The sequence below is a fragment of the Asaia sp. SF2.1 genome (genome assembly GCF_000505765.1).
Lineage (GTDB): Bacteria > Pseudomonadota > Alphaproteobacteria > Acetobacterales > Acetobacteraceae > Asaia > Asaia bogorensis.
Window position 1 is genome coordinate 1 of sequence record NZ_AYXS01000023.1, and the last position, 21,651, is coordinate 21,651.

The window sequence follows — 21,651 nt, forward strand, 5'->3', positions numbered from 1 at the left end:
AATATCGGCAATGCTGGCGCCATTGGCTAGCGCTCCCTGATAGCAGTCATACTGAAACTGTTCGGGGTTCTGAATGCCAGCCGTACGCGCATACACGGCCTGGACGGCACTCTTTCCCTCCCAGGCGTAAGCAATGTCATGCGTGATATCTGAGGTGGAAGAGCCTGTCGCTAGAGCGCGTTGATACCAATCATACTGACTTTGCGTGGGATTCTGGATGCCAGCTGTGCGTGCGAACGCTTTTTGTACAGCGTCATGTCCGAAATCAGACCAAGCCAAATTCTGACGCAGAGTGACGTAATTGCTGCCATTGGCGACAGCATTCTGAAGCCACTGTACATCCCCGTCACCAGGGTCTTTGCCCGCGACGTTGCGGAACATGACCCGGTAGTCCTGCGCTGCGGAAGCGCTATGAGCCTCGTTCCAACGATAGTCGGCGACAGACCAGCCGTTACCGATTTGTGTTGCTGCGTAATTGCGATCTCCGACTCCGGGAGCTCTGCCGTGAATGGCCTGGAAGGTGGCATCGTATCCTCCATTATCAGCGGTCCAACGCGCTATAGACTGACGAATCTGCGCCGGGGTCTGGTTTCCATTACCGAGATCGTCTTGCCGGGCTCTCACCCATGCAGCATCACCATCCTGATAGGACCTCCCCTGCGTTGTCGAGATGATCTCTCGCAACTGGTTGGCTACGGCATCACTATGGGCTTCGTCCCAGCGGTATTGCTGCCGGGAGGCGCCATTGCCGATCTTGTCCTGCGCGAACTGGATATCGGCTCCTGTTGGCTCGCGCCCATGCACCTGACGGAAGACATCGCCGAATTCCTGCGCCGTCTGCCCGTTATGGGCCTCGTCCCAACGATATTGCTGAAGGGAAGCGCCATTGCCAATCTTCTGTTGGGCATACTGGATATCTGCGGATGATGGTTCGCGCCCGTGAACCTGGCGAAAGACGTCGCCAAATTCCTGCGATGTCTGCCCGTTATGGGCTTCATCCCAGATATATTGCTGCAGAGATGTCCCGTTACCGATCTTGTCCTGCGCAAAGCGGATATCTGCCGCAGAGGGCGGATGACCGTGAACATCCTGATATTTCTGAGCATACAGAGTTGCTGCCTGCGCAGAATGAGCAAGACTCTGGCGTTCGGTGGAAAGCGTCGCATGCCCTATCGAGATTTGCGTGACGGCGTCGGATAGTTCAGATGACGTGATTGCGACCCCGAGAACCGTGTGCCAGATATTATTGAGCTGGGTCGTGGTCTGATTGTCTTGCGTTGCCAGCATATGCAGGACGTTCGAGATCGTCTCCTGATTCCCCATATGATGCTGTTTGATTTCACCGTGCAACCAGTCACGCAGCGCGATATAGCGATCATGTGGTATCGGGGTTCCAATAACGTTATAGCCGATCGTATCCGCATTACCCTCAAACCACGTCTGCACGGTATCAGCGCGCGCGCCAGAGTCAGTTGTCGCATAAGCGTGCATAGGGGGTTGAACCCAAGCCGCGTCGCGCCGGTCCCCAATGTCATCATAAGAGGTATTAACGATGACACCTGGATAGGCACGATTGAAATTATCTGCCAGACTTAGCTGGTTTGCCCAGCTATTGATCACGCCATTAACAACGACAACACCACTTGCCTCGTAACTGTAAGATGGTGCGTCTCCATAGGATGATAATACAACAGCATTGCTGCGTAACATCATGCTCGGTTGGGCGGCTGCCGTGTTTACACTCGAGGATTTCGTATTGACTTCTATAGTGTTGATTTGACTGTCTTGGATTATACCTGAAGACGTCCGATCCTGAACTGTCTCAGTTGGCGATGAAAAAGAGGCTTGCCCCACTGCGCCGGTTACTGTTTTTGGCTCTACTACCGACGTAACGGAAGGGGCAGCCGCTACAAACGCCGTTTTATCGCTGGATGTATTAGCCGTTTTCCCGTCAGCGACGACGGCAGGCGTTTTGATTGCGGTTGTATCGCTCAAGAATTGTAATTTGGGTGAACCCGTAGAGGGGTCTGTTGGCTGGGACAGCGCCTTATTACTTAATGACAGCAGATCAGACGCCGCGTTTCCGGCGCCGCTCGCAACTTCACCTAAGTTATTGCCTAAACGTATCGAAGAAGAAATCTCAGGAGCGAGGTCCTGGGTGCTCTGGCCTGAGCGATTCAAATCCAGAGAAATGCTCTTTGCCTGCAAGGCGGCAAGTTGATCACTGACACTGCCTGAGGCTCCGCCCGCGCTGACAGTTATGTCGTGTGGCTGGCCGACAGGCGATGTCATCGCTGTTGTGACGAGCATAGTGGGCGCCATGCCGGCCATACTGCCCGCCGGTTGAACCAGAGCATCCATCCCGTGTTCGGGGGGAAGCAGCAGCGTTTGTATGTCCGACATGGGTAGCCTTTTGCTCGTTTGTTACTGATGTAACGGAAAGCAAAACTTTGTCGTTATAAAGCCGTCAATCGATGACAAAATATTTCAAACTCTGTAAATTCAAGTATTAGATGGAATTGCACTGCCATCGCTCAGTAAAAAAAGACCGTCATGTTGCGTGCGCGCAACACAAAAGAACATATCCAAAAACGAGTCTTGTCTTGTCGCCGCCGTCATTTTCCGATGCGGATCAATGAGTCTTACCTCTTAGGCCCCGCCTCCAGCCACGACAGTACCCCTTCACCTGCCGCCCGACCGGTGGCGAAACAGGCCTGGAGCAGATAACCACCCGTTGGCGCTTCCCAGTCCAGCATCTCTCCTGCCACGAACACGCCGGGCCGCGCCTTAAGCATCAGCGCCTGGTTCACGGCATCGCGCCGCACACCGCCCGATGTGGAAATGGCCCGGTCAAGGGCATCTGTGCCGCTCAGCCCTAGCGGGCAGGATTTGATGAGCGCGGCTAGCCCGTCAGACGTTCCTTGGCCAAGATTTTCAACGCAGGACCCTGCGGGTTGCACCCTCCCCTCAAACGCCTCGCGCAGCAGCCAGCGGGCGGGTGCGGAAAGGCCAAGACGACGCAGCCTGTTCGCCTGGCTCTCCCGCGCGCGGAATTTGTCCAGACGCTGGGTGAGTGCGTCACGGATCAGGCCGGGGCGGAAATCGATCCTGATGTCGAGCGGCGCCCTCTCCGCCAGCGCGTCGCGCCATGCCGCCGACACGCGATAGACGGGTGCCCCTTCGATGCCGCGCTGCGTGATGGTCACATCACCCCGTGCCTGCACGCCCACCCCACTAATGACGACCGAATGGAGCACCTCACCGTGAAAGCGCTCGTGAAAGGCCGCAGGACAGCACGTCTGAAAGCCGCAATTGGCTGGCTGGAGCGGAGCAACGCTCTCGGGGGGCAGGTACTCGACCCATCCGCCATCACTCCCCAGTCGAGACCATGATGCACCACCGAGAGCCAGAACGACAGCGTCCGGGCAGGCGCTGACCACGCCTTCAGGCGTGGAAAATTGCAACCGTCCCTGTGCGTCCCATCCTGTCCAGCGGTGGCGCAAAGCAAGCCGCACGTTTTGCGCTGCCAGACGCCCGAGCCACGCCCGCAAAAGCGGTGAGGCCTTCATGGCATGAGGAAAGACGCGACCACTGCTGCCCGTAAAACAGCTCTGCCCCAGCCCGTCGGCCCAGTCGCGCAGCGCTTGCGGAGGAAAGCGCTCGATGAACGGCGTCAGCCATGCCTCTGCTGCACCATAGCGCGTCCGGAACAGGGAGAGATCTTCGGCATGAGTGAGGTTCAGCCCGCTGCGCCCGGCCATCAGGAATTTACGGGCCGGGCTTGGCATATGGTCATAGACCACTACATCGTGCCCGGCCGCCGAAATCCGCTCGGCGGCGGCAAGTCCGGCCGGGCCCGCGCCGATTACGGCAATCGTTTTCCTGTTCGTCATCGGGGCGGTGTAATCCTCCTCACCAAATAGTGCCATAGACAGTCCGTTTTATCGCTTGAGGGATATCAGGGAACCGCCACATCATCCGGCGCGCTGCACTACAGATTGCGTGGCCGAACGAGGCCATGCCCGGACTGTTCCGGCATTTTTCCATCCGGGGCAGGACGACCCCAACGCCATTGTTGTGATCGCGAAAGATCACACCCAGGATAGCTCATGATTGCTCTTTCCACAGCAACTCTCCCGGCCCTGCCCTCCAGTGTCGAGACATTCTCCTATGATCGCGACGCCCTGACAGCCGGGATCGTGCATCTGAGCGTGGGCAATTTCCACCGCGCCCATCAGCTTTGGTACATGGACAAGCTTCTGCACGAACCGGGCAACAGCCATTGGGCCTTCTGCGGCGTCGGACTGATTGATGACGCCACCGAGCGCCTCAAGCTGGAGGCCTTTCCGGCGCAGAACGACCTGTACACGCTGACCCGCTACGCCCCTGACGGAAAGACCCGCCATCAGGTGATCGGCAGCATGATCGACTATCTTTTCGCCCCGGCCGACCCTGAGTCCGTTCTGGCCCGCATTGCTGCTCCTGCGACGCGCATCGTCTCCATGACCATCACGGAAGGCGGCTATAATCAGGATCACGCCACAGGTGCCTACCGTCTGGAAGCCCCTCTGACCCAGCGTGAGCTGGCCGATCCGGCCCGACCGGAATCGGCTTTTGGCTTCATTGTCGAAGGGCTGCGCCGTCGCCGTGAGGCGGGCATTGCGCCCTTCACCGTGCTGTCCTGCGATAATCTGCGCGATAATGGCGTGGTGACGCGCCGTTCCGTTCTGGCCCACGCCGAGGCGCTCGACCCCGATCTGGCAGCCTGGATCGCCCAGGAGGTCTCATTTCCGAGTTCGATGGTCGATCGCATCACGCCAGCCGTGCTCAAGGAAGATGCAGAGCGGGTCAATGCCGAATGTGGGGTGATTGACCAGCTGCCCGTGATCTCGGAAGAATTCGCGCAATGGGTCATTGAGGATCATTTCGTCAACGGGCGCCCCGAACTCGAAAAGGTCGGCGCGCAGCTTGTCCCTGACGTGCATCCCTACGAGCTGGCCAAGGTGCGTATGCTCAATGCCTCCCATTCCATGCTGGCCTATCCCGGCCAGCTTGCCGGGCTCGACACCGTGCGTGATGCGATCACCGATCCGGGCATCCATGCTCTTGTCGATCGTTTCATGACGCTGGACGTCATCCCGCATCTTACCGCGCCCGCCGGTATGTCCCTGACCGATTATCGCGACCTGATCGTAGCCCGTTTCAGTAATCCAGCCGTGGGCGACAGGCTGGCCCGCATCACGGGTGATGGCGGCAGCAAACTGCCCGTCTTTCTTGCGCCGACATGGAACGTGCTGATTGAAAAAGGGGCTGACATACAGCGCATCGCTTTCGTGCTGGCCTGCTTCATTCGCTACCTGCACGGCCGCACCGATGCCGGCGCTCGCTTTGAGCCCTTCGAACCCGCCATGGGCGACGCCCAGCGCGAGCGCGCCCTGTCATGGGAGAGCGTTTTCAGCATGACAGTGTTCGAGAGCTTCACCCTGAGCGAAGCGCATCGCAGCCTGATACGTGAAATGGCAGAGAGAATGGAACAGAAGGGAACCCCCGCCGTTCTTGCTGAACTTCTCGCAGCGACGGGTTCCGGCAACTGACCTGACAGGCCCCGGAAGCACGTTGCCCCTGCCCAAAAAGGCCTGTTCATGGCTCAGCGCGCTTCCGGTTCTTTCCAGCCTCTCTCAACCCAACCTGCCATTTCGCGGCCCAGAACAGCCGGGTTCCGGTTCAGGTCAGGCCTGCCAGCGATTCCCCACCTTGGAGAAATGCGTCTCGCCCTGGGTGGCCTGTGCCTCGCCCTGGCGTTCGGGTGGGGCATTACAGGGGCAAAAGCGGCCCCGCTCGACTCACTGAGTGGCGCCACCAACTGGCTGAACTCTGCGCCGCTCACGGCGCAGGCGCTCAAGGGCAAGGTGGTTCTGATCGATTTCTGGACCTATTCCTGCATCAACTGCCTGCGCGAAATGCCTTATGTCGAGGCCTGGGCCAATAAATACAAACCCTACGGGCTTGTCGTGATTGGCGTCCATGCACCCGAATTTGCCTTCGAGAAAAATCTCGAAAACATCGAGAAAGCGGTTGCACGCTTCCACATCACCTTCCCGGTAGCCGTCGATAACGACCGCGCCATCTGGAACGGCTTCAACAACGAATACTGGCCTGCCGCCTATTTCGTTGAAGGCGATGGCAAGATACAGGCCCATCATTTTGGTGAGGGTGATTACGACCGCTCCGAACATCAGATACAGGCCATGCTGCGCGATAATGGCGCGAAGAACGTGCCAGATGACCTTGTTCATCCTGTGGGAACCGGCGAGCAATCCGAAGCCGATCTCTCTGCTATCGGCTCCCCCGAAACCTATATTGGCTATGAACGCGCCAGTCATTTCATCTCGACCGGAGGGGCCGTTCAGGACTCACCCAATGATTATGTCATCGAAAACAGCCCCGCCCTCAATGAATGGGGTCTGAGCGGGAACTGGACGATCGGGCCTGAGGCGGCGCGCCTCAACAAGCCGGGTGGGTCGATCGCCTTCCGCTTTCATGCGCGTGACCTGCACCTTGTGCTCGGTCCGGCGAAAGACGGCAAACCCGTCAGGTTTCGTGTCACCCTCGATGGCCAGCCTCCGGGTGCCATGCACGGAACAGATTGCGATGCCGACGGCATGGGAACGGTAAGCGGCCAACGTCTCTATCAGCTCATCCGCCAGGGTGAGAACAACGTGGGCGACCATCTGTTTCGCATCGAGTTTCTGTCACCCGGTGTCGAGGCATTCTCCTTCACCTTTGGCTGACCTGCGAAAAACGCCCCGCGCTTCGGCCGGGGCGTTTTCGCTGGTTCTACCTTCAGCGAGATCCACTCAGAAGCTGGTGGAAACCGTTCCTGTCATGGTGAAGCGTGCAGCTGTCATGAAGGAATTGCCGTAGCCGGTATAAGGCGCAAGGCTGCCGCTATAGACTGTGCTCGGATCCTTCGCGCTATAGATCGCACCCATAGCCCCCGTTCGCACAATCGAGCCCGTTACATTGGCGAAGTTCAGCTTGATGGTTGGCGACTGGGCGATACCGATTGGCTTGAAGCGATAGCCCAGTGAAATCGTGTTCGTGACGAAGCCGGGCATGCGTTGATCGCCTGCAACACTGACCGATTGCGGGCCCGTGTAATGCAGGCTCGCATTGCCAAAGAACCCGGCATATTTGTAGGTCAGACCGAAATTCGCGAGTACACGCGGCGCCATGATGGCCTGCGTGCCCTTCGAGTTCAGCATGACATTTGTATAGGGGTCGAACACATTGCTGTCCTGAACAGCATGGAGATACTCGACCGAGGCATAGGGGCTGAATCCGTGAATCGGGCGGCCCGAAATCATGAAATCGAAACCACGCATATGCTGGTTACCGATTGAGAACGGCTTGAACTGGTTCATGCCCAGATACTGGTTCACGATACGGTTAGTGACATTGTAGTTGAAGAATGACGCATCAACGATGATGTGCTGATCATGATAGCGATAACCCAGCTCTTCCTTGATGGAATACTGGTTTTTCGGGATCGGTACGCTGGTATAGAGCCATCCCAGATCCACGGCGCTCGGCTGACGGTAATCCCCTTCGGCATTCAGGTAGATCTGGCTGTGCTCGTCGATGGTATAGCCGACAGAAAGCTGTGGCAAAGGGGCAGTCCGGTTGTTGGACATGCGCCCGTACAGATCCTTGTTCCAAGTATTGGACATGACGAATTTGAATCCGGCCTGGATATCAAGCTTGTCATTTAGATATTTGGCATGATCCTCGACAAACAGGCTGTGGATTTCCGTGCCAGCATTCTGCTGATCGCCCGCGTCGATCCGATAGGCTGCCCAGTTGGGGCTTGGGGCAGCCCCGTTACCCTGCGTGTAGCTGGTTGGGTAGGATTGCTGGGTGTAGTTGTTTTCGTACCAGTATCCAAAGGACACATGGTTGTGGCGATCCACATCAATGCCGAGCTTTGCGGTCGCCCCGCGGCGCTCGGTCGCTCCCTGCAGGAAGTAGCTGGTCACGTTGCGGGTGGTGCCGTCATTCTGCGTCACGGTGCCACCCGGTGACGCATCCCAGCCCCGTCCAAGATTGTAATAAGGCTGAAGATCGAAGGCGATGCGGCGCGTCAGGACAATATGGATCGGAGCAGAGAGATTGACCTGATTCCAATAATCCGTATTGTTTTTCCAGTAATTGATGTTGTTCGAATTTGCCGAGCGGCCGTAGCCTTCACCCGTATGCTTGTATTTGTAGAATTCCTGCTGCGTCGGATAATTGTCGATCGTGAAATCTTCCCAGTTCCACGAGACAAAGGCCTTGGCAAACGAGCCATTCTTCCACTGCTTGTTCAGGCCGAAATCAACATGACGGCGGTCATTGATACCCGCCCCCATCCAGCTGCGTGTGTGGGTGTTTGAAAACGAGACATAGCCGCGCACGCCACTATGGCCGATTTCGCCGGTTTCCAGCCGGATGAACTCGCGCGACAGGTTGTTCGTGCCATAGGAAAAATCGACCAGACCGCCAAACTTCTTGTCGGGCGTATGGGTGGTCTCGTTCATCGTTCCGCTGGCCGCCGACATCACAGGCAACGCGGTCTCGGAACTGCCGGGCGTCAGCGAGACCGACTCGACGTTCTCGGTATCCACATTCTCCGTGATGTATTTGGCCGCCGCCGCGGGCGCGCCATCGACCAGAAGCGCCATATCGAGATCAGTCAGACCACGTGTCTGGATCTGACCACCCTGCATACCATAGGGGTCGGGCGTGCTGATGCTGACGCTGGGGAGGTTCTGGATCAGATCGAGCGCCGTGCTGGATGGGTTACGCATGGAGATATATTCATGATCGACCGTCTGAACATTACGCGGCGCGTGCTCGATGCGCATCATGCCACCACCGCCATTGAGGGCCTGGCGTGAGGTGGTGACCGATATCTGCTCCTCGCCCCTGGCCTCGACAGCCTTCTTGCGACCCGCGTGCGGCACGGGTGCCGTCGCTGCCTGGCCAGGCCGGGCCACCATATGTTTCGGACTACCATGACGCGGGGTCCCGGCTGAAGCCGGCGCACCGGAGGCCGCATGGGCAAAATTCTGCCACAGACAGGTGGCCGAGGCCAGACAGATTGCCAGCCCGATTTTCAGTTTCGCACGACCAAACACATACGCCATCGAGATCCTCTTCCAAATTCCCGAAAGTTTTCGAGTTTATTACTTGAGAGACATAAAGTTACGCCTCGCGAGCCCCGCTTGCAGTTTTATATCTGCACGAACACAAGCAGGTATACAAGTCGAAATCAAGTCGTAATGTGTCGGATATGGAACGTTTCTGTTCGGGTCTGATGCATAGGGGCCACCCTGCCCCCACGGCCAGCATGTTGGACTTATGCCTTCCGAGGCATGGCTTTGCCCGACCTGCACCCACTTCGAACGCCTTCAGACCGCCCTCCCTCATGGGAGGCCGACGATCTTGCGCCTCAGGTCAACAGAGATGGAGAACACCGGCCAGAAGGGCCAGAACGCAAACCGTTCCATGCCGGATGGTACGCACTCATTTGCCGCGCTCATAAATCACCGGCATGCGAGCCTGCTCCCCCCTGCCCGAAATAAGGGTGGGAGCAGGAGAAGGCGACATCGTTACAGATCGATATCAAGCCCGATATCCAGAGCCTTGACGCTATGGGTCAACCAGCCGAGCGAGAGCACATCCACCCCTGAAGCCGCAATGGCTGGCGCAGTATCAGGCGTAATGCCACCGGAGGCTTCTGTAAGGGCGCGGCCCTTCACCATCTCCACCGCGCGCCGAAGCATGTCGGGCCCCATATTATCGAGCAGATAGACGTTTGCCCCGCCCGTCGAGAGGGCCGTTTCAAGCTGGTCAAGCGTATCGACCTCAAGCGCGATCGCCATCAGATGCCCCGCGCGCTGCCTTGCGGATTTGAGCGCCGAAGCCACCCCTCCGCACAAGGCAATATGATTATCCTTGATCAGGATCGCATCATCAAGACGATAGCGATGATTGCTCCCGCCTCCCGCCTTGACGGCATATTTCTGAATGGCTCTCAGGCCCGGCAGGGTTTTGCGCGTACAGCATACACGCGCTTTCGTACCGTGGATGGCGTCTACAACCTGACGCGTTGCGGTTGCGATGCCGCTCAGATGGGAGAGCAGATTGAGCGCTGTACGCTCTCCCCCCAGAACGATTTCCGCGGGCCCCTCAATTTCGGCAAGGATGTCACGCGGCAGAATGCGGCATCCATCCTCCTTGAGCGCTGTGAAATTCGCATTCGGGTCAAGCAGGGAAAATGCCAGCCTGACACCTGCCATTCCAGCCATAACGCCTTCATGACGGGCGCGGAATACCGCGCGCAGGCGTTGACCGGGCCGGACAATGGCCTGTGACGTGGCATCACCCCCGGTGCCGAAATCCTCGGCCAGACCAGCCCGTATGACAGGCTCCCACAACAGATCGGGCAAGGGAGGAATGAAAATTGTCATGCGTGTACAAAGCTCCTCTGCGCATGGATCATGGGGGCCGAACCCACCGCGACGATATCGCCCTGTCCGAGGCCAATTTCGGCAAGGGTAAACTGGAAACGCCCGGTCTGAGGCGCTTCGTCTCCATCGAGACGCCAGTGGCTTCCACGGCTCTCCTTGCGGCGTAAGGCAGCTTTGGCGATGGCAGCACCAACCAGAGCATGGTCATCGCGCGCGGCAAGCGGGGTGAGAAAGGACGACAGACCCTCCAGCCCGTCATGATCCCGCAGGATCCCTGCCCCCTTATCCATGCGCGGCCCAAAACTCGCCGCACCAAAGCGCACAGGCTCTGCGGGATTCTGGCAGGAATGGCGCTCGCGCGTGGCATTGTTCACATCCCACGCCACGGCCCGCCCCATCACGAACGCCTCAAGCAGGGAGTTGCTGGCCAGTCTGTTCGCGCCGTGCAACCCGGTGCAGGCGACCTCGCCGCAGGCCCACAGTCCCGCGAGGCTGGCCCGGCCATGCAGATCTGTCGCCACACCGCCCATGTGGTAATGAACCGCTGGCCTTACCGGAATGGGCTCACGATCGGGATCGATACCGTGCTGGGCACAGATGCGCGCAATACCCGGAAACTGGCGTGAAAAGACCTGCCGCAAACCCGTCGCCTGCCCGGCACCATGCCGGTTGCCCCGCACATGCGACCCGCTATATCGCGCATCGAGAAACACGCGATGCCCCAGTGCCCGATGGCGCGCAATCGCGCGTGATACGCGATCACGGGACTGCAGTTCGTCCGTGAAGCGGTTGCCGGTTTCATCTACGAGCACCGCGCCCGCACCCCGCACGGCTTCGCTGATCAGAGGCGAGCGTCCACCCCCTGTCTCGACATCGAGGGCAGTTGGATGAAACTGGACAAATTCCATATCGGCCAGCCGGGCCCCGGCTCGCGCGGCGGCTGCCAGACCCCGCCCCGTATTGCTGGCAGGGCTCGTTGCACCGACATAGAGCGCCCCTGCCCCGCCACAGGCCAGGATACAGTGATTGGTTGGAATGAACTGCCCCGTGTTGAGCCATACGCCGCGCACACGTCCGTCCAGCACATGGAGGTGGTCCAGTGTCACCCCATCGAGCACCACAATGCGCTGGGAGGCTTTGACCCGCGCTATGAGCGCCTCCATAATTCCCGCACCGCTGCCATCACCACTCACATGCGCAATGCGCGCGCGTGAATGGGCCGCCTCCAGATGCAGGTCCAGATCGCTGCTCCCTGTGCGGGTGAACGCCACCCCCCAGTCAAGCAGTGTCGCTATTGCAGATGGACCAGCCCCGATGATGGCCTCGACCGCACGGGGGTCACACAGCCCGTCACCGGCATCGAGCGTGTCGCGCATATGAAGCGCCACGTCATCATCATGGCCGATGGCCGCTGCGAGGCCGCCCTGCGCCAGCATGCTGGCCGCTTCCGTCCCCAGAGGTGACGGGCTGAGCACCACACACGGCCGGTCGAGATGCAGGGCCGCCGAGAGCCCTGCAAGACCCGCACCCGCAATGACGGGCCAGCCTGCGAAACGGGTGAGTGTCATCATGGCTCAGGCCCTCAGACCGCAAGCATCCGCTCGACCGCGCGCCTGGCCTGCGGGAAGAGCGCATCGGGAATGGTCACTTCCTCCTGCATGGTCTCCAGCGCACGACGAATGGCGGGCAGCGTGATGCGTTTCATATGTGGGCAGAGATTGCACGGGCGAACGAACTCGACCGCAGGGTTGAGCGCGGCAAGGTTGTCGCTCATGGAACATTCCGTGACCAGCAGCACCTTGGCGGGCTGCTTGACCGCCACAAATTCCATCATCCCCGCCGTCGAGCCTGCATAATCGGCTTCCGCTACAACTTCGGGCGGACACTCCGGATGGGCCAGCACCACGACACCGGGATGCATACGCCGGTACTGCCTGATCTCGAGGGGCGTGAACCGCTCATGAACCTCGCAATGGCCAGGCCAGGTGAGCATCTCGATGCCGGTCTCGTTCTGGATGTTCTTCGCCAGAAACTCGTCAGGAATCATGATGACGCGCGGCACACCCAGGCTCTCAACCACTTTTTTGGCATTGCCGGACGTGCAGCAGATATCGGTCTCCGCTTTGACGGCAACCGAACTGTTCACATAGGTCACGACCGGAACACCGGGATAAGCCGCCTTGAGAGCCCGGACATTCTCAGCCGTGATGGATTCCGCGAGCGAGCAACCTGCCATCGAGTCCGGTATGAGCACCGTTTTCTCCGGATTCATCAGCTTGGCTGTTTCAGCCATGAAGTGAACGCCGGCCATCACGATCACCTGCTCCTCACAGCGCTGGGCCTCGCGGGCGAGCGCAAGACTGTCACCGCGGATATCGGAGATGCAGTGGAAGATTTCCGGGGTCTGATAATTATGCGCAAGAATGACCGCATTGCGTTCGCGCTTCAGCCGCAGGATCGCCCGGATATCATCCTCGAAATTGCGCTCCCAGTCCTCGCGCGTCATCAGACGTGAAACGGGTTCGTACAGGGCATCGCCACGATCTCTGACGAGGGTCATCTGATCCATCGGATCCTCTCCGCTTAGTTATGCTCTATATGAGCATAATAGGGACAAAACTGTTGAGACCCATACATTGGGTGCCTCCCTGATGTTTTCAAAGCCACAAAGCCGTGATTGTCGAAAAAGCACGGCCAGGAACCATTCAAGATCACACTGACCGGGCAATCGGTAATTTGGAACCCATGAGCTGTCGCGCACCGATCACCTCGCGCCTGAAGCGATAGAGCCGTGCGGGGCGTCCCTGGGGCTGGTTTTCCGCCTCGCCCGTCTCTTCCACGAGGTCCTGGGCCAGGATCAGCCGCCTGAAATTCTGCTTGTGCAGCGGTCTTCCCGCAATGGCCTCGACCGTGCGCTGCAACTGCCAGAGGGTGAAGGTCTCGGGCATGAGTTCGAACACCACGGGGCGATAGCGTATCTTGGCCCGCAGACGCGCCAGAGCAGTCGCGAGGATGCGCCGACGGTCCGACGGCATGGCACGGCCAGGTACCACCCAGGCGCCGGGCCTGCGCGATTCAGGCAGAAGATCGGCCTCCCACAGCAGTTCATAGCGGTGCAGGACCAGCTCGTCATTCCAGGGCTGCCCTTCAAGCCCGAACGTCTCGGCGCAGCGCCATTGCCGTGCCGGATCGCGCCCGGCCCAGTTTTGCAGCGCCCGGCCGATTTCGCTCTCGATCAGTTCCGCGCCGCTGCCCCGCAAATTCTCCCACGGGAAATATTCGTACAGCCCGCGCCAGCCTTCCTGTGCATCCTCCAGACGTGTCAGCCCCATATAGGAAATGCGTATGAGACGCGGCGCGTCTGCGCTGGCCTGCCCTGCATCCGCCGATCCTGCTTCACCGCCCGACGCCTCAGCAAAGGTATAAAGCTGCTCGATATGGCCGAGGTGACATTGCGTCTGCTGCTCGACCCAAAGGCGCATGCCACGCTGCAAGGAGCGATGCGCCGTTTCAAGCGGCCCAGAAGGCAGGTTGCGCCCCTGGTCGAGTGTCAGCACGAGAGGCTGCTCATCCTGCACCGCAAGCAGCACCGCCACCAGTTCGGTCTCGATATTACTCATGCATTCACGACCCGTCCGGTCGTCAGCAAAAGCAGGGCGCGCAGGATTTCTGCCGGGCTGGGTGGGCAGCCACGCAGGGCCACATCGCATTGCCGCACACCGGCCAGACCCGCCTCCATGATACCGCCCAGCACGGCGTAATTCACCCCGAACGGCCCCATACCGAGCGCACAATCACCGATCGCCACAATGCCCTTTGGCCCCGGCATGGCCTCCCAGCGGGCCTGAAGCCCGGGCAGCATGGCGCGCGTCACAACGCCGGTGACAAACAAAAGCTCGGCATCATGGGGTGTCTCGACAAAACGGATGTCGTGACGGGTCAGATCATAGGCCGCGCCCTGAAGGGCCTGTGCCTCGATACGACAGCCATCGCAGCCACCACCTGCCACGATATGAAGCGTGAGTGGCCGCGGCGCGGGTGGCAGGGAATCACGGGGCCGCCATCTATTGGCGTCCAGCAGGGCGCGCAGAAAAATCATGGACAGTTCCGGTCATCTGGTTCGTTGTGAGTAAAACCATAAACCGGCTCAAGGAAAAACCCCGCATGGTTCTGGCCTTTGCGTCTCATATTCCACAAGACTGGCATGACGCCATTGCCAACGCACCCCATGTGCGTCGCTGGATTGAAGGCGTGGAATGCGAATTCGAGGTTTCCTCTCTCACGATCCGTGATGCCGTGAAGTTCGGAAGCCGGATCGGCTTTGTCTTCGCCGAGGCGCAGGCCCGTCATGAGGGGGTTTCCGTACCCCGCTATGCCTTCCTGCGCGGAAACTCCGTCGGGATCCTCGTGGTGCTGCGTCATCCCGATCACCCGCCAAGAACCGTGCTTACCTGCGAGCCGCGCCTCCCGATAGCCACCGCAGAGTCCCTCTCCCTGCCCGCCGGAATGGTCGATGACGGCACAGTACAGAGCACCGCGCTGCGCGAATTTGCCGAGGAGACGGGCATCTCACTGGCGCTTGCGGAACAAGACCTGATCTCGCTCGGCACCGTCACGCTTTCACCCGGTGGTTGCGACGAACATCTCACGCTTTATGCGCTGGAAATCGATCTGGATCCGTCGGTGCTGGCCAGTCTCGACAATCGCGCAACGGGGCTGGAGAGCGAGCACGAGCATATCAGACTTCGCGTGTTGCCCCTTGCTGCCATACCGACCCTTCCGCAGCAGGACGCCAAGCTTCTTCTGGCCTTCCACCTTTATGGCGCCCGCACGCGTGACTGACGCAGAGCCACCAAGCACATGGTCAGGCAAAATCCAGGCCGGATAATAACGATACGGAAAACAACACGTCGGCGGCTCTTTTTGCTCATGACGATATCCTGAACTTCGGGTAAGCCGGATCCATGACCCAGACCGAAGCCCTTCCCCCTGATGCTGAAGCCCTGCTTGCCCTAGCCGCTCGCCTGGCCGATGAGGCCGCCACACTTATCAACGAAATTCGCGACCGGGGCTTCGAGACGATCATCAAGGCGGATAAATCGCCGGTAACCGAAGCGGATCAGGCGGCAGAGCGTCATATTCTGGCAGGGCTGCGTGCCGCTCGCCCTGATATACCGGCTATTGGCGAGGAGGAAATCGCCAGTGGTGCCTTTGCGGAGCCAGGTGAAATCTACTGGCTTGTCGACCCGCTTGATGGCACGCGCGAATTCGCCGCAGGACGTGACGACTTCACGGTCAATATCGGGCTGATCTATCGTAACCGGGCTGTTCTCGGGGCGATGGCCCTTCCCGCTTACGGGCAACTCTATACCGGCCTCGTGGGCCAGGGTGCCTGGCGTCGTGACAGCAAGGGGACGACCCCCATCGCTGCGGTCGTGCCGCCCGAGAACGGGCTGCGTATCCTGGCTTCGCGTCACTACGCCGATGACCCGCGCCTCAAGGAATGGCTTGCCGGGCGAAAAATCGGAACGCTGGGCAATATCGGCTCGGCCGCCAAATTCGCGCGTGTCGCAGAGGGTGAAGCCGATTTCTACCCCCGCCTTGGCCCGACGATGGAATGGGACACGGCCGCCCCGCAGGCCATTGTCGAAGCCGCAGGCGGCCATGTGCTCGATGAAAAAGGCGCGCCCCTGCGCTACGGCAAGCCGGGCTGGTTCAATCCGCCCTTTCTCTGCACCGGACGCCACGCCACACAAGGGCAGGACGCATGACAGAAATTCTCAAGGCCGATCCTGAGGCCATCCAGCGCGCCGCGACACTTTTGCTTGATGGCAAGCTCGTGGCTTTCGGGACCGAGACGGTTTACGGTCTGGGCGCGCTGGCCACGTCCAACGCTGCCGTTGCTCATATCTTTGCCGCCAAGAACCGGCCGCGGTTCAACCCGCTCATTAGTCATTTCGCCAGCGCGGAAGCCGCATTCGAGCATGTCGAGGCCAATGACATGGCCCGCCGTCTGGCCGAGATCTTCTGGCCGGGCCCCCTCACCATGATCCTGCCGCGCAAGAGCGGTTCAACCATCTGCGATCTGGCGACGGCCGGTCTGCCAACCATCGCGGTACGCGTTCCGCGCGGCAAGACCGCTCTGGCGCTGCTTCAGGCGGTCGGCCAGCCGGTGGCAGCCCCTTCGGCCAACCCGTCGGGGCGTGTCAGCCCGTCCGATGCCTTTCATGTGCTGCGCAACATGCATGGTCGTATCGACGCCATTCTCGATTCCGGCCCCTGCTCGGTCGGGCTCGAAAGCACCGTCATCGACCTCTCTCGCGAGGTGCCTTTCCTGCTGCGTCCGGGCGGCATCACGCTGGAACAGCTCGAAGCCGTCTGCGGCACGATCCGCAATCCGGACGATTACGCCACCAAGCTTCCCTCCTCCCCCGGCATGCTTGCCTCGCATTATGCGCCCGGCCTTCCGGTCCGTCTGAGCGCCGAAAGCGTGGATGAGCATGAGGCGCTTCTGGCCTTCGGCCCGGCCCTGAGCGGCGCGGGACTGGTTTACAACCTCAGCGAGCGCAGCGACCTTGAGGAGGCCGCTTCGCGCCTCTTTGCCGGGTTGCGCTTTCTGGATGGCGAGGGGCAAAGGCGTGGCCTCAAGACCATCGCCGCCATGCCGGTGCCCCGCCAGGGCCTTGGCCTCGCCATCATGGACCGGTTGCGTCGCGCTGCCAGCCCACGGCCGACAGCGTCGGGTGATGACGATGATGATCTGGAGAGCATGATCGGCTGATGTCCGGCTCGTTCGACCCCAAGGAACTCAAGGTTCTCTCGGATATCCTCGCTCTGGTTCTTGAAGAACAGGAAGGGCAGTCCATTGCCGCGCTCAATGCGCTGCGCTCGCGTGCGCGCAAGAGCGGTACGACAGGCGGTGCCCTCAAGAACCTCTTTGTCGCCATTGCGCCCAACCCACCACCACGCGCCAAGCCCAGACCACGAACCACCAAGGCAGAGAGCGGCCCTGACGTGCAGGCCGCCAGACAGCAGATTGTGACGCTCACCAACAATCTGCGTCAGATGGACCTTGAGTTACGCAATTCACGTGCCCGTCTCGAATCCGTGCGGTCAGAGCTGTATCAGACCCAGCAATCCCGCGCTGAAATCCAGTCCAAGCTACTGGCCCGCGATGCGCGCAAGCCTTTCTCCAGTACCTTGATCTGGTGCGGCTTCGCTGTCGGCATTCTTATCGGGATCGCCAGCACACAGTTCATCCATTCCATAGTGGATGTCCCCCGCGTCGATCGCTCGGTCTTTCTGCGCTAGGCTCTACAAACAGCGTGATCCGAAGCAAGAGAGCCCCGCGCTGCGGGGCGTCTCGGTCCAGTGCGCGCATAGCTGCTACGCGCCTCACCAGATTTGCGCATGTTATGGAGCGTCGGCCTCAGCCTTCAACGGCTCACATGCGAGAGGGAACACTCTGCCACTCGCATCTCGTGCTCGAAATGACCCTCCTGATCGGCATCCTTGTGAATTCTCGCGGGCGTTCCACATTCCAGGCAGGCATAGATATAGCCCTTTTTCCCGGTCCTCTCTCGATAAGCGATGGCATCCGCAGCGCTTATCGGCTTCCCGTCTAGCTTGGCCATTTTCATTATTCGGATCTCCAGACTTATTAATGGAGAAACTCTACCTTATACTGAGTCATATTTTCATAGCAAGTGAGATCAACATTTCGTTGTCTTGATTTACCTGAACAGTTCATCCGCTCAGTTGACGCTGACTGCATACTGATCGCAACGCGTCCAAGCATCACTCTTGATCGCGATCAAATCCCAGGATCCAGTACATCAAATGCGGTGCGTCAGTGACTCAACCGCACTGTGCAGGCACGAATTTGCTTAATCCTGCCCCTAATCCTGCAAACCGCCCATGATGGGGGTCAGATGGGCGCGGCTCTTGCTCGTGCGGCGCACCGGAGGGCGTGGCTGGCAGGAGACGAAATAGAGCCCGATTACAAAAATCAGGTTGGTGATGTTGATGAACAGATCGACCAGCATGATCAGGCCGCTGCCCGACACGCCATTCCACAGGGATACCCCAAGCCAGACGATACCGAGCGGCCTCATGCCCAGCAGGAAGCTGCGCAGCGGGTTGGCCTGACCGGCGCGCACCAGCGGGCGCATACGCTGGATCGCCATGTAGAAGCAGACGAACAGCACCCAGTTGAGGATGTTGAACATCGACCCGCTTAGAGATGTGGCACCCGTGAAGATGAGTATGGCAATGGCTGCCAGAAAGAACAGGATCGCACCAAGCTGGAGGCTCATCCCCAGTTCGGCAGCAGAAAGCCGCTCAGGCAACCTGTCCGATACAGGCTGGAAGATCTTATCGAGCAGCCAGAGATCGGCCTGATTGACGCGTTCGACGAAGGACATGACGCTGACTTACCGCGCCGCTCCGGCGGACGCATCTGTTTTCTGCGCCTCACCGTGCGAGGGCTACCCCCCAAAGAAGAAAAGCCCCCTTCCACGCTCCACAAGCGCCCCGTGTCGCAGCCTGGAACAGCCCGGGCCGCAAAGCAGACCCGCGCAGACAGAGGCTCACGCCGGTGCGCGTTGTGATCGCAATTGAGTAGAATGCGCTCATTCGTCCGGTACAGATCATCAGCCAGACAACAAGTTGAGGGCGTGGCCCGCCTGGATATAAGCGCACAAGAAATGAGCCTCTGCCCGAAAGTCGAGAGGTTCAGCCCGTGCACAGGAAGCATGATTTCCAATAAATCGGCCCGACAGACTCCGTTTATCGGTTTTCTAACGGAACAATATGGAACATGATCGCAGTCAATCGACGCTATACAGGGTGGCCAGATAGTCATGTTTCCAGTTGGGATAGAGAGCCTTTCCAAAAACTACGGCACAAAGCGCGTGCTGGATCAGGTCTCTCTCAATCTGGAACCGGGAAGTATTACAGCTCTGCTTGGCCCCAACGGAGCAGGCAAGACCACCCTGATTGGTTGCCTGCTTGGCTTGCTGCAACCGGATTCCGGTTCGATCAAGGTCTGGAGCCAGTCAGCGGATTCCCTTACTTCATCACTCCGTGAGCGAATTGGTTTTGTTCCGCAGACGATGACCGGGCTCACCTGGTTTCGCGTTCAGGAACTGCTCGATTATCTCGCGGCCTTCCATGACAGCCAAGAACGAAAGGACGCAGGTAGCGCCACCCGGTCACGCGAAGATAAAAGCTGGTCGCAATGGGCCAGCCTTGATCCGAAATCGCGTATCTCGGCTCTCTCAGGGGGCGAGAGACAGCGTCTGGCCATCGTGCTGGCCTTGCGCTTTTCACCCGATCTTATCGTGCTGGATGAACCCGTTGCCAGCCTCGATCCTCTCGCCCGTCACGATTTCATCGCCCTGCTGGCAGAAACCGTGAAGCAGCGCGGCGCGACAGTGCTGCTCTCATCGCATATCATCTCCGATCTCGAGCGGATCTGCGATCGCTTTGTGACGCTCAACAAGGGCCAGATCATCAGTACGGTCGATGCCAGCCAATTCAACAGCCATATCCGCCATCTCGCCCAATGGCCCGACGCGCATCACGGACTTCGCGTTCTTGTCGATCTTCCTGACGGAAGTGTCTGGGTTGAAGGCTGGACACCCGCCCATGAGGCCCTTGGCCTGCCCATGCTACCCGGCGATCTGGAAGCCTTCTTTCTGGCGCTGACGCGATGAGGGATACCTTGCGCGCCATGAGGCTCTACGCCTCACCGATTTTCCTGCGCGAAAATCCCATGGTTCTGCTCGGACTGCTTTATGCCGTCATATGCTATGGTATAGCGGTTTGGCTCCGTCTGGCACCACCGCATGTCGATGGCCTGCCCATGCTAGTCAACCTTGTCATGTCCGCATGGTGGGTCTTGCTGCTGAGTGCGTTCAGTTCCGTCAACACCCATTACTGGCGTCAGATACGCTCACCCGTCACGTTCATGCTGCCTCGCCTGCAACACGGTGAATACTGCGCAGTCCACGCGATTATCGCCATCGCCTTCACCGTTCTCTGCGCCCCGCCCCTTTTGATGGGGGCCCCTCTTCTCAACACGCTTTCCGTTGAGGCATTGGCTCTGGCCCTGTGGTCGGGCGCGGATCAAACAGGCCCCAAATCGATGCGGCGCGCCACGCGCATCATGCGGCGTATCGTCTCGCGTATCGGGTTCATTCTGCTACTGGTCCCAAAAATCCAGCTTCTGGTCTTTACGGCCCCCTGGCCCGTAGCGCTCGGGTTGCTCCTGGCTGGTCTGGGCATTGCCCTGTACGAATACCGGTTTCGCGATTACCGCCTGGACCCACTGCCGGAAACCGTCTTAGTCGGCAGAGATCATTTCCCAAGGCTGCTGCAACCTGTCATTTCCTGCCTCATGTGGCGGCCAAGCTTTCTGCCGCATATTCCGCTGCAGGATCAGTTCCTGACAACACGACCTGTGATCGTCGCCCTTGTCCAGATTGGCGGCACCCTGATTTTCGCCGCGCTGAGCGCCATTATGCTTTTAGTCATGGACGGCCATCTTCCGACAATTGATGCGTTCCGCCACAGCCTGCCCGGCTATGCCCGACAGGCCACGCTCCTCGTGGCCCTTGGTCTTTGCCAGAAATTCCAGAAGCGCACGGACTGGCCCTTTCTCGTTGCGCTTTGCCCCTTTGGCGACAAGGCAGCCTTTACCCGCAAGCTGCTTCAGCTTCACCTCATGACGGCCGTCTTTGCCGGAGGCGTGTCCGGCCTGTGGCTTGGGCTGGTGAGCTGGTATGGCAAAAACCTTCCTCTCTTCCATTGCCTGACATGGGGACTTGCTGCGGGTATTTTTCTGGTAGGGACCGTATGCGTGCCATGTTTTGGCCTGCTCTCCGCCCGCCTGAACCGGCCTGCCGTCAATATGGTTCTCACGATCAGCGGCGTTGTCATCGTGCTTCAGGCCTGCACAGCTCTAATGATCGAGAGTGCTTTCTGGTGGCGTGGGTTGCTGCCCCTGGGCGCCATCGTTGTCGTGGCCCTGCTCTACATCATAACGCCGCATGCGCTGGCTCGGCAGGACTGGCCACTGGAACCGCCGCGCTGACCGGGCGGCCCGCCAGACGCCCATCACTGGGCGGCACCACACAGG

Annotated in this window: 17 protein-coding genes; 8 read left to right on the plus strand and 9 right to left on the minus strand. The window is 59.5% G+C overall.

The features are described from left to right. Both P792_RS29475 and P792_RS29480 read right to left on the minus strand, forming a co-directional pair. On the minus strand, positions 1-2,403 hold a 2,403-nt coding region (locus P792_RS29475; protein WP_152530209.1), incomplete at its 3' end, for a hypothetical protein. Positions 2,404-2,642: 239 nt separating this feature from the next. Then, entirely contained in the window at positions 2,643-3,929 is a 1,287-nt protein-coding gene (locus P792_RS29480) for a TIGR03862 family flavoprotein (protein WP_235075470.1), read from the minus strand. A 180-nt stretch (positions 3,930-4,109) separates the two neighbouring features. Here P792_RS29480 and P792_RS29485 point away from each other — a divergent pair, with 180 nt between their 5' ends. Both P792_RS29485 and P792_RS29490 read left to right on the plus strand, forming a co-directional pair. Beyond that, the gene (locus P792_RS29485; RefSeq protein WP_031240952.1) at positions 4,110-5,594 is read left to right on the plus strand and encodes a mannitol dehydrogenase family protein; all 1,485 of its coding nucleotides are present in this window, start codon (positions 4,110-4,112) and stop codon (positions 5,592-5,594) included. A 168-nt stretch (positions 5,595-5,762) separates the two neighbouring features. Continuing rightward, positions 5,763-6,791: a redoxin family protein gene (locus P792_RS29490; protein ID WP_051395892.1), complete on the plus strand. Its 1,029-nt coding sequence runs from the start codon at positions 5,763-5,765 to the stop codon at positions 6,789-6,791. A 66-nt stretch (positions 6,792-6,857) separates the two neighbouring features. Here P792_RS29490 and P792_RS29495 read toward each other — a convergent pair whose 3' ends face one another. The 6 genes from P792_RS29495 to P792_RS29520 all read right to left on the minus strand — a co-directional run bounded on the left by P792_RS29495 (position 6,858) and on the right by P792_RS29520 (position 14,610). After that, complete coding sequence (locus tag P792_RS29495; protein WP_023978937.1) at positions 6,858-9,185, minus strand: TonB-dependent receptor; 2,328 nt, start codon at positions 9,183-9,185, stop codon at positions 6,858-6,860. A gap of 465 nt (positions 9,186-9,650) precedes the next feature. Next, complete coding sequence (gene nadC, locus P792_RS29500) at positions 9,651-10,511, minus strand: carboxylating nicotinate-nucleotide diphosphorylase (RefSeq protein WP_031240957.1); 861 nt, start codon at positions 10,509-10,511, stop codon at positions 9,651-9,653. Further along, complete coding sequence (locus tag P792_RS29505) at positions 10,508-12,082, minus strand: L-aspartate oxidase (protein WP_235075471.1); 1,575 nt, start codon at positions 12,080-12,082, stop codon at positions 10,508-10,510. Before P792_RS29505 ends, nadC begins: the two co-directional genes overlap by 4 nt. Positions 12,083-12,093: 11 nt before the next feature. Further along, positions 12,094-13,071, minus strand: coding sequence for a quinolinate synthase NadA (gene nadA / locus P792_RS29510; protein WP_369794239.1), 978 nt, complete (start codon positions 13,069-13,071; stop codon positions 12,094-12,096). A 151-nt stretch (positions 13,072-13,222) separates the two neighbouring features. Beyond that, positions 13,223-14,131, minus strand: coding sequence for an NrtR DNA-binding winged helix domain-containing protein (locus tag P792_RS29515; protein ID WP_031240959.1), 909 nt, complete (start codon positions 14,129-14,131; stop codon positions 13,223-13,225). Next, positions 14,128-14,610, minus strand: a complete 483-nt coding sequence (locus tag P792_RS29520) for an NADH-quinone oxidoreductase subunit B family protein (protein WP_023978942.1) — start codon at positions 14,608-14,610, stop codon at positions 14,128-14,130. The genes P792_RS29515 and P792_RS29520 overlap by 4 nt, the downstream gene beginning before the upstream one ends. A gap of 65 nt (positions 14,611-14,675) precedes the next feature. Between P792_RS29520 and P792_RS29525 the strand changes: the two genes are divergently transcribed. From P792_RS29525 to P792_RS29540, 4 genes are all read left to right on the plus strand, one after another. Then, on the plus strand, positions 14,676-15,353 hold the full coding sequence (locus tag P792_RS29525) for an NUDIX domain-containing protein (protein WP_023978943.1): 678 nt from the start codon (positions 14,676-14,678) through the stop codon (positions 15,351-15,353). A gap of 122 nt (positions 15,354-15,475) precedes the next feature. Continuing rightward, a complete protein-coding gene (locus P792_RS29530; protein WP_023978944.1) occupies positions 15,476-16,282 on the plus strand; it encodes a 3'(2'),5'-bisphosphate nucleotidase CysQ in 807 nt (268 codons plus the stop codon). Further along, a complete protein-coding gene (locus P792_RS29535; RefSeq protein ID WP_023978945.1) occupies positions 16,279-17,292 on the plus strand; it encodes an L-threonylcarbamoyladenylate synthase in 1,014 nt (337 codons plus the stop codon). Before P792_RS29530 ends, P792_RS29535 begins: the two co-directional genes overlap by 4 nt. Continuing rightward, positions 17,292-17,822 carry a hypothetical protein gene (locus P792_RS29540; protein WP_023978946.1) on the plus strand — a complete coding sequence of 177 codons (531 nt, stop codon included), beginning with the start codon at positions 17,292-17,294 and terminating at the stop codon, positions 17,820-17,822. Before P792_RS29535 ends, P792_RS29540 begins: the two co-directional genes overlap by 1 nt. A 587-nt stretch (positions 17,823-18,409) precedes the next feature. On the opposite strand, the gene P792_RS29550 is transcribed toward P792_RS29540, so the two are convergent. Then, a complete protein-coding gene (locus P792_RS29550) occupies positions 18,410-18,934 on the minus strand; it encodes a hypothetical protein (RefSeq protein ID WP_023978948.1) in 525 nt (174 codons plus the stop codon). A gap of 438 nt (positions 18,935-19,372) precedes the next feature. Here P792_RS29550 and P792_RS29555 point away from each other — a divergent pair, with 438 nt between their 5' ends. Then, on the plus strand, positions 19,373-20,227 hold the full coding sequence (locus tag P792_RS29555; protein ID WP_023978949.1) for an ABC transporter ATP-binding protein: 855 nt from the start codon (positions 19,373-19,375) through the stop codon (positions 20,225-20,227). Beyond that, positions 20,224-21,606: a hypothetical protein gene (locus tag P792_RS29560; protein WP_023978950.1), complete on the plus strand. Its 1,383-nt coding sequence runs from the start codon at positions 20,224-20,226 to the stop codon at positions 21,604-21,606. Before P792_RS29555 ends, P792_RS29560 begins: the two co-directional genes overlap by 4 nt. Positions 21,607-21,651 lie beyond the last annotated feature (45 nt).

Coding starts and splice junctions, on each gene's coding strand:
- P792_RS29480 (WP_235075470.1), bottom strand. CDS start 3,929: ATGGCACTATTTGGTGAGGAGGATTACACCGCCCCGATGACGAACAGG.
- P792_RS29485 (WP_031240952.1), top strand. CDS start 4,110: ATGATTGCTCTTTCCACAGCAACTCTCCCGGCCCTGCCCTCCAGTGTC.
- P792_RS29490 (WP_051395892.1), top strand. CDS start 5,763: ATGCGTCTCGCCCTGGGTGGCCTGTGCCTCGCCCTGGCGTTCGGGTGG.
- P792_RS29495 (WP_023978937.1), bottom strand. CDS start 9,185: ATGGCGTATGTGTTTGGTCGTGCGAAACTGAAAATCGGGCTGGCAATC.
- nadC (WP_031240957.1), bottom strand. CDS start 10,511: ATGACAATTTTCATTCCTCCCTTGCCCGATCTGTTGTGGGAGCCTGTC.
- P792_RS29505 (WP_235075471.1), bottom strand. CDS start 12,082: ATGATGACACTCACCCGTTTCGCAGGCTGGCCCGTCATTGCGGGTGCG.
- nadA (WP_369794239.1), bottom strand. CDS start 13,071: ATGACCCTCGTCAGAGATCGTGGCGATGCCCTGTACGAACCCGTTTCA.
- P792_RS29515 (WP_031240959.1), bottom strand. CDS start 14,131: ATGAGTAATATCGAGACCGAACTGGTGGCGGTGCTGCTTGCGGTGCAG.
- P792_RS29520 (WP_023978942.1), bottom strand. CDS start 14,610: ATGATTTTTCTGCGCGCCCTGCTGGACGCCAATAGATGGCGGCCCCGT.
- P792_RS29525 (WP_023978943.1), top strand. CDS start 14,676: ATGGTTCTGGCCTTTGCGTCTCATATTCCACAAGACTGGCATGACGCC.
- P792_RS29530 (WP_023978944.1), top strand. CDS start 15,476: ATGACCCAGACCGAAGCCCTTCCCCCTGATGCTGAAGCCCTGCTTGCC.
- P792_RS29535 (WP_023978945.1), top strand. CDS start 16,279: ATGACAGAAATTCTCAAGGCCGATCCTGAGGCCATCCAGCGCGCCGCG.
- P792_RS29540 (WP_023978946.1), top strand. CDS start 17,292: ATGTCCGGCTCGTTCGACCCCAAGGAACTCAAGGTTCTCTCGGATATC.
- P792_RS29550 (WP_023978948.1), bottom strand. CDS start 18,934: ATGTCCTTCGTCGAACGCGTCAATCAGGCCGATCTCTGGCTGCTCGAT.
- P792_RS29555 (WP_023978949.1), top strand. CDS start 19,373: ATGTTTCCAGTTGGGATAGAGAGCCTTTCCAAAAACTACGGCACAAAG.
- P792_RS29560 (WP_023978950.1), top strand. CDS start 20,224: ATGAGGGATACCTTGCGCGCCATGAGGCTCTACGCCTCACCGATTTTC.